Source organism: Prevotella sp. AM42-24, assembly GCF_003461825.1.
Lineage (GTDB): Bacteria > Bacteroidota > Bacteroidia > Bacteroidales > Bacteroidaceae > Prevotella > Prevotella hominis.
In genome coordinates this window covers 1-3,458 of sequence record NZ_QTXV01000056.1, presented here as the reverse complement: position 1 = coordinate 3,458, position 3,458 = coordinate 1, and the positions used below count along the sequence as shown (strand labels likewise).

General features: G+C 40.7%; 2 protein-coding genes. Both read right to left on the bottom strand.

The features are described from left to right. Positions 1-398: 398 nt before the first annotated feature. Positions 399-932: a hypothetical protein gene (locus DW917_RS13205; RefSeq protein ID WP_118119471.1), complete on the bottom strand. Its 534-nt coding sequence runs from the start codon at positions 930-932 to the stop codon at positions 399-401. Positions 933-942: 10 nt separating this feature from the next. After that, positions 943-3,036: an outer membrane beta-barrel protein gene (locus tag DW917_RS13200; protein ID WP_118119457.1), complete on the bottom strand. Its 2,094-nt coding sequence runs from the start codon at positions 3,034-3,036 to the stop codon at positions 943-945. Between the last annotated feature and the right edge of the window lie 422 nt (positions 3,037-3,458).

Sequence of the window (3,458 nt, the reverse complement as noted above, 5' to 3'; positions counted from 1 at the left end):
ACTCGGCATAGTTCACAAAGGAAATCAACAACACACAACTGAAACACTTGGCAAGTTTCACACTGAAAATATCACCTTTTCCTTTGCAAACTCCATGTACAAAGTAGCTTGTGTCTGTGACCTTGTTCTTTCAATGTGGCAGCTTTGATGTTTGGCGTAAATTGAGAGAATTAAGGTCTGCAACCTTGGGCATGGAAAGCCGAAAGGCAAATATCTCGTCTTTTGTTCTTAGAGGAGGGAGCGAGGTTATGTTTTGGAAACCCCAAAACTCCTCGCTCCACCATGAGGGCGGAGAAATTTTGCTCCCGATGGTCGCAGAAAGTGAGTGTACCAACTGTAAGCAGTATATCGAATGGCAAACATACAGAAACAAGACTATTCTTTGCGGAAATGCTACATTAAGACAAAGAATGCTTCCTTTTTATTTTCATCAATATCTGCCTTTTTGCGGAAGCTAATCCTGGGGATAGGGTCTCTTGTTCCAACATGTCCAATGCCATCTTTAACTCGCTGAGAAGTTCGGGATAATACTTCATTTGCCCATAAGCAAGCTTCATGCAATAGGCTCGTATAGCATAGGGTTGAGCGCAAGCGGTAATCTTGCTTACACAGAAGTCTATGAAATCCGAGCGGAGGAATTCTTCTTCAAACGGTTGGCGTAAGAGAAGATTGAGCATTAGACGGCGTTTCCCAACATGCTCTTCCTTCATCACTCGGTCAATCAGCTCGTCATGTTTGCAATAAAGCCACTCATTATTGGCTAAGTCGAAATTTGATAGAACATGCAGTGCATTGAATGCTACTCGGTTGTCCTCATCGAAAGTGAGCCGATAGAGTTCTTCCTTTCGGTGATTGTTCTCTTCGCCTTGGGTGAGAAAGCATAGCTCATGGATGTTATCCATGCTAATTCTACCAATTAGTTTTTGTTTCATATCATGCGGCTTAGTGTCCCATTCTTGATGTATCAACTGCTTTTACTTTTTTTTCTTTATAGCCACCGAACTTATAAATAACAGCAAAAGTAGCAGTAGCCCAATTGTTGTTAATTTTCATACGGTAATCTTGATTACCTTGTACGGAACGAGTGTCTGCCTTGTTGTTGAAGATGTTGCTGCCATTTATGCGCAATCCCCATTTCCCATCATGTGAAGTCCATTGTAACTTGGCATTCATTCTAAAGATAGGACTTACATCATAAACACCTTGTATTACTTTTGACTGAAAGAAAGGGTTGAGTATAAGGCGTAAGTCTTGTGTGCTGCAAAGTTTTATAGATGCAGTACCTCCAAGTGCTGCCGTCAGCTTCTTGCGGTTGAATGGCAAATCGAAGAAATGGTCACTTTTGGCATGTTTATAGATTCCTACAGCAAACACATTACCGTTGAGCCATTTGCCAGCACTGAATATTGCAGAGGCTTGCAATCCAAAGCTATTCTCATAGTTGAAGTTGGTTTCCTTCAATATTACCGCCATACGGTCTGTTGGTTGGTACGGTAACTGCACAGAATAATCAGGTTTCAGACTTGCAAAAGCCATCAGCGTATAACGTCTTTTAATCTGCCACATAAGGTTGACATTGTAATAAGAGTATGGTTTCAAATCAGGATTGCCATGTATCTCGGTATATGCCGATGAGTAAAATACACTGCTCATTGTTGACCAATAGCTCGGAAATTCAGAATTGGAACTGAATGACAAGTTGAGTAAATGGTTCTCGTTGATATTCCACAGGGCATTGAGTGACGGATATATGCGCCATTTGTCCCATATCGGTGAATGGTATTGTTCGGCTGCTGCGGATACTTCAAGACTAATTGCCTTGTTTATCTGTTTGCTGAAACCTGCGTATATATTCCAAATACGTTCGTTGATGTCCACACTGCTTGTTGCATTAGGCAGAATGTTACCCTCTTTGTCGATGGTGTTCTGATAACTCTTGTTGCTTGTGAATTGTCCCTTTACACCATACGACAATCCCCAACCATGTGTAAAAGAATGGTTTTGGTCGGCTGCGAACATCCATTTGCTGATAGTCTGTTCACTGCCACTTGTAAGGTTGCGTTCCGTTTCTGTCGTATTTTCATCTGCATACATCGTACCGTCAAGTTTTTGTTGTTGAGGGGTACGATAGTTAGTGTACGAACCACTAATGTTAAGTCCAAAAGGAAGTGAGTAGTTTACATCAACATTGTGCAGATACACATGAGTGTCGTAATGCATTCCGCTTACACTTGAACCTGTAGTGTGATTGTTGGAGCAAGACTTTTGCCATTTTCCCGTATAGGCAATGTCAAGTCGATGGTTCTTGCTAAATGCATAATTCATACCAAGTCGGTAGTCATGAGCAATACCAAATGATTTCTGCCACGTTTCATCGTTGTAGTGAATACGCCCGTTATCCAATGGATGGTTGGCTATGCGTGAAGATTCACCATATGAATTGCCGTCAATAAATTGATATTGTGCATCCATTCCAAATTTGCCCCTCTGCATGGAAAGATAGAAATCTCCAAACTCTCTGGAATATTTGTTTTGCTGTAATCCTCCATTTATCTGTCCCGACAACTGATTTTTCCCTGCATAATCTTTCGTGACGATATTTATAGCCATGCCACGAACATGATAACGTGCAGGAGCAGCAAGCATCACCTCTGCTTTAGCCAACTGTGCAGCAGGCATCGCTTTCAATCTGTCTGCAAGCTGTTCTTGCGTTAAAGTGGTCGCCTGTCCGTTGATGATAAGCGTCACCTCGTTTCCGGAAAACTTGATGCCACCATCGGTATCACTAACACCAGGAATACGTGTGAGAGCCTCATAGGCATTGTCGGCAGGTAGTTGCTTCATGAGTAACGGCATGTTATAGGATAACATACCTCGCTCAGCCTTGACGATAGGGCGCGAACCTTTGACCATTATTTCGGGAAGGTTGTGCATCATGTTCTCCATTGTGAGCGAATCATTCTGCGTCTGAGTTTGAGCTTTCACGTTAGCAACTGAAAGCAGAAATAATCCTAAAAGGAATACTTTATTGTCCATATTTTACCTTTCTAATCTACATTCTCTTTCTATAACTTTCAAAAGTACGAAAAAAAATCCATAAACGAGAACGTTTTGCTTTGTATTGTAGGAATGAGGACGACATTTAACATTTCTCTTACTTTTAATGCCGTATATGAAATTTATCTATGCTGCATAGACAATGTGTTGCTACATTTGGAATAAGCACACTTCCAACCCAAAATTAATAATCTATAAAAACAAAGCAAAAAGTGTCGTTTTTCAGATTTTAGGTTTAACTTTGCATCCGAAAAGAGTTGTTTGGCAAGCAAGGCAAACTTATGTAGAATGTAGAAGTTAAAACTATTGCCAAGTCATTACCTCTATTGAGTAAAGACACTCATAAATCGCTCATTTTAAGCTATTCAGAAGATTTTAGCAGAATTTTTCGGAAAAATACT